We start from the raw sequence: 4,414 nt of genomic DNA, 5'->3' as shown, positions 1-4,414 counted from the left end.
CGTCCGGACATGCTGCAAGTCGAGCAGCCCCCTGTCCAGAGGGCGGACCCCCACAAACGTTCGAACAGCGGCATCATCGAAGATCTCGACCGGCTCGACAGCGTGGCTGGTGATGAACCCGTCCTGGTTGACCATGGCCGGTAGTTGCACCCTCGTGTCTTCGGCGACACGGATGGCGAGCAGCAGGTTCTCGTAGACTTCCTGGGCATTCTCACTGAAAATCTGGATCCAGCCGACAGTCGTAACCCCCATGACATCCGAATGATCACAGTGGATATTCAGAGGAGCTGAAATTGTACGGTTGACAAGTGGCATGACAATCGGCAACCGCAGACCCGGCGTGGCAGCAACGATCTCCCACATGAGTGCTAGCCCCTGTGACGACGTTGCTGACATTGCTCGAGCTCCCGCTGCCTCTGCCCCAACGGTTGCCGACATGGCAGAGTGTTCCGACTCGACAGGAACCATCTCTGTATCGACAATTCCATCCGCAACATACTTTGCAAACTGTTCAACGATTGGTGTCTGGGGTGTAATCGGATAAGCCACGACAACGTCGGGGTTGATCTGCCGCATCGCCTCAGCAGCCGCCTCAGCACCGGTAATTGCTTTCCTGACTCCCATATCTGTTCCCTCCTCTACAACTTGCAAGAGGCCTGCTCTGCCTCTTCTTCGCGAATCATACTGAGACACTTGGTCGGACACTCATGGGCGCAGATACCGCATCCCTTGCAGTAGTCGAGGTTTGTCTCCAATCGTACGACTCCTTTGAATAACCGTCCGCCCTTGCCGGCGACTCCTTCCTCGCTCTTGGTGACAGGAATAGCCATATCTGGGCAGTAGTTCACACAAATCATGCAATGAATACATTCAGAAGCGTTCCAGACAGGACGGAGAACACGCCACCCACCGGTTTTATAGCCAAGCGATGTAGCTGCCGGCAATTCCACGCCCAGTTCAAGCTCCTGCCATGTCTTTCTTTCGCTCATTTGAACACCTCCTCATAGCCCTTTCGGAGCATGCTGATGTTCTTCTGTACCTTCTCTTCGCCTATCTTTGGCAGGAAGTGCTCGCGCAAGACAATCTCCAGCGACTCCATCTTGACAACGCCGGTCAACTTCACGAGTGCCCCGAGCATTGGCACGTTCGGCGTGTCCATGCCCAGCAACTCCAGTGAAATACCGGTAGCGTCGACACCGTACAGGGTTCCATTAAACTGCGCCAGCTTCTTGATCTCAGCGGAGCATACTTTGGTGTTAACGATGAGGATGCCAGTGTCAGGCAACCCCGCTGCAACCGCAATGGAGCGCATGATGCCAAAATCGAGCACCAGGACGACATCAGGGTTGACAATCGGCTCATGACTCCTGAGCACCTTCTCGGCGATTTTGGTGTAAGAGACCGTCGGAGCACCTCGACGCTCAGACCCATACTCGGGGAAAGACTGAATGTACTTGCCCTCCCTGAACGCTGCCTCGGCGAGCAACTGGGATCCTGACTTGGCTCCCTGGCCCGCTCTGCCATGCATTCTGACTTCGTAGACTTCCTTCATGTTTCCTCCTCTTTCCAGAGCTCGATCGCAGATTCGTGGTTCCACGGCATACGTTCGTGCAGAATGCCCTGCAAGGCTTACAGAGCCACTTCTGGAACCAACCATGCAAAACAGAACTAGCCAGAAGCACACTGTGTCAAACGACGCCTACCAGCCCTTCCTGCATCAATATTATAGAATGCGTGGGGGCAAAAAGCAATGGAATATCAAGAAACCGTCACAGTCCAGAACACAGTACCACCGACCTCTCGAGAGGTGTCGGACTCCGGTATCGCGGCCTGCGCGTGCCTACTTCCCGATCGCCGACCCAAGCAGTGTCAACTGTTGTTCGAGCCAAGGCACAAAGGCACCTTTAGCCGTTGCGCCGAGAGCATCCAGGCTGCAGGCAACGATGCCGTTTGACTGCCGACTGACTCCGGTGCTGCCTCCAGGAGCAACATTCACGACTACGACCTGGGTCTTCTCTCCGGACCCCCAGTCAGCAACTCTCGAGGCTGCCTCTGCCCCCGAGAGGTCAAGACCCTTCAGTCCCGGCTGAACCACAACCCGCAACCCGAAGTCCCCAGCTGCGCTTGACCATGTCGTGTCCTCTGCCAGGAATGCCCTGGTACCAGCACTCCAGACTAGCCGTTTCAGTCGACCATCCGCCTGGCTACACTGGTCCATGAACACTGCATACCGCGAGTCGAACTGCTCCTTCAGCGCAGGGTACAGGACATCCAGCGTATCGCGCATCAGGCGAGCCATATCTGCGGCGTCCCGAAAAGATAGCCATGAACCTTCCAGCGTGTCCTTATCCAAGGCGGCAGAGAGACTGACGAAGCGCACGCCTCCCTGCTCCATCTCGCTAGACCATGTATCAATAGAGGTTCCGGTCTGAAAAACGACAGCACTCGTGGACACAAGCTCTCGCGCATTCCGGAGAGGTGCTCCGTCGTCCCCGGCAAGAACCTGAACCTGCAACGCGGTACCAGCGATAGCCTGGGCGATCAGGGCAACCGGCTTGATGGTTCCCGAGATGATCGTGGGCACTACAACGTTGCGTGGGCCACAACCGGACACTGCCATCGTCACGACCATGGTGCAGGCAAGGATTATCCGAAGCTTGTTCACGCCAGCCTCCTTCACGAGTCCGCTACTGGCGGAAACTCGTGTTACCGGTTACGCTGAATCGTCCTTTGGAGGGAGCATCCTCAACAAAAGCTTGATGAGACCGTAGAAGATTCCCAGCACGGCAAAGATGAGGATATAGCTCACCCCGCTGATGCGCAGACCCTCAGCAACAACAGTATCCATGGCTACCTCCTATCGTACCAGGGCCAGGATCAAACCTCCTGCAATGATGGAGGCGATCTGCCCTGCCACGTTTGCCCCAACAGCATGCATGATGATGAAGTTACTGCCATCTTCCTGCTGCGCCATCTTCTGGATGACGCGGGCAGACATCGGAAACGCCGATATGCCGCACGCGCCGATCATCGGGTTGATCTTTCGTTTCCGGAACAGGTTGATCAACTTCGCGAAGAGGACTCCACCCGCCGTATCGAACACGAAGGCAATGAGACCCATCGCGATGATGAGGAGCGTCGTCGGATTCAGGAATTGCTTTCCTCCCATAGACGACCCTATCGTGATGCCCAACAGGATGGTCACCAGGCTGGAAAGCTCATTTTGAGCAGTCTTGGAGAGACGCTCCGTTACCCCGGACTCACGCAGCAGGTTGCCAAACATGAGGCTGCCGATCAGAGCCACGGACATGGGTGCTATGATACCGGCGATAAGCGTGACAGCAATGGGAAAGATGACTTTCACCGTCCTCGATACCTCGTGTTCAGGGTTCTCCATGTGAATCATGCGCTCTTCGCGGGTCGTGAGCGCCCGAATGATCGGTGGTTGAATAATTGGGACAAGCGACATGTAGGAATAGGCGGCCACGGTGATCGGGGCCAACAATGCTGGAGCAAACCGCGTAGCGACATAGATCGCCGTCGGTCCGTCGGCTGCCCCGATGATTCCAATCGCAGCAGCTTCTCTGAGACCTGGAATGCCCGTAACGCCGGGGATACGCCCGACCAGCAGAGCCAGCATCATCGTAAAGAAGATTCCAAATTGCGCTGCTGCTCCAAAGAACAACATCTCGGGATCCTGCAGAAGTGGACCGAAATCGATCATTGCTCCCACGCCGATGAAGATGAGGATGGGGAAAAGCTCATTCGTGATACCGCCCTTGAACAAGACGTCCAAGAAGCCACCACCGACCGCTGACGAAAACGGGATGTTGGCCAGCAGGCAGCCAAATCCCATGGGCAACAAGAGGTTCGGCTCATACTCNNCTTTTTTTCGAAGTGTGCTTCCTGCAGTCATTGTACCAAACCAGACGAGTTCTCCAAGAATGCGGAACACTCCTCGTGAGCCAATGCCTCCGAGGAGTGTTCCGACCGAGCAGACTACTACCTCTCAGGCAAGCTTGAGCAGAAGATCCCCAGTCTTGACAGTCTGGTTGGACTCGACGGCGACTTCCTCGACCGTGCAATCACGCGGAGCAAGAATCTCGTTCTCCATCTTCATGGCCTCGATGATAAGCAGGGTGTCGCCCTTCTTCCAGGAGCTTCCGGGCGTCGCCATGACCTTCAGGATCTTGCCGGGCAGAGGCGACTTCATGGCTGTTGCACCGCCTGCCGGAGCAACGGGTATTGGGGCCGCCGGGCTCGCAGCAGGTGCCTGAGCCGACACTACCCTGGGTGCAGGAGCAGGGGCCGCCGGAGCTGATACTGGCGAATGCCCGGATTTCTGCGCGCCTACTTCTTCTACGTCAACGTCAAACGTCTTGCCATTAACAGTGATCCTGTATTTTTTCATGGT

The 4,414-nt window shown here is 56.1% G+C and carries 6 protein-coding genes and 1 pseudogene; all 7 read right to left on the bottom strand.

Going from position 1 to position 4,414, the window contains the following annotated elements:
* Window positions 1–624: pseudogene (porA, locus tag SMC5_RS02345) on the bottom strand (pyruvate ferredoxin oxidoreductase); the annotation flags it as partial.
* Between the two features lie 14 nt (window positions 625–638).
* Entirely contained in the window at window positions 639–989 is a 351-nt protein-coding gene (locus SMC5_RS02340) for a 4Fe-4S binding protein (RefSeq protein ID WP_119087101.1), read from the bottom strand.
* Window positions 986–1,552 (bottom strand): 2-oxoacid:acceptor oxidoreductase family protein, encoded by a 567-nt coding sequence (locus SMC5_RS02335; RefSeq protein WP_119089756.1) that lies wholly within the window; start codon window positions 1,550–1,552, stop codon window positions 986–988. Before SMC5_RS02335 ends, SMC5_RS02340 begins: the two co-directional genes overlap by 4 nt.
* Window positions 1,553–1,840: 288 nt before the next feature.
* The gene (locus SMC5_RS02330; protein WP_119087099.1) at window positions 1,841–2,665 is read right to left on the bottom strand and encodes a metal ABC transporter solute-binding protein, Zn/Mn family; all 825 of its coding nucleotides are present in this window, start codon (window positions 2,663–2,665) and stop codon (window positions 1,841–1,843) included.
* Window positions 2,666–2,713: 48 nt separating this feature from the next.
* A complete protein-coding gene (locus SMC5_RS11375; protein ID WP_279386282.1) occupies window positions 2,714–2,848 on the bottom strand; it encodes a hypothetical protein in 135 nt (44 codons plus the stop codon).
* A gap of 9 nt (window positions 2,849–2,857) precedes the next feature.
* Window positions 2,858–3,916: a sodium ion-translocating decarboxylase subunit beta gene (locus SMC5_RS02325; RefSeq protein ID WP_119119431.1), complete on the bottom strand. Its 1,059-nt coding sequence runs from the start codon at window positions 3,914–3,916 to the stop codon at window positions 2,858–2,860.
* Between the two features lie 93 nt (window positions 3,917–4,009).
* Window positions 4,010–4,411 carry a biotin/lipoyl-containing protein gene (locus SMC5_RS02320; RefSeq protein ID WP_119087098.1) on the bottom strand — a complete coding sequence of 134 codons (402 nt, stop codon included), beginning with the start codon at window positions 4,409–4,411 and terminating at the stop codon, window positions 4,010–4,012.
* Window positions 4,412–4,414: the final 3 nt, after the last annotated feature.

This window comes from Candidatus Cryosericum odellii (assembly GCF_003570935.1).
GTDB classification, from domain to species: domain Bacteria; phylum Caldisericota; class Caldisericia; order Cryosericales; family Cryosericaceae; genus Cryosericum; species Cryosericum odellii.
The sequence above is the reverse complement of the archived record's forward strand: the minus strand, read 5'-3'. Positions and strand labels throughout refer to the sequence as shown.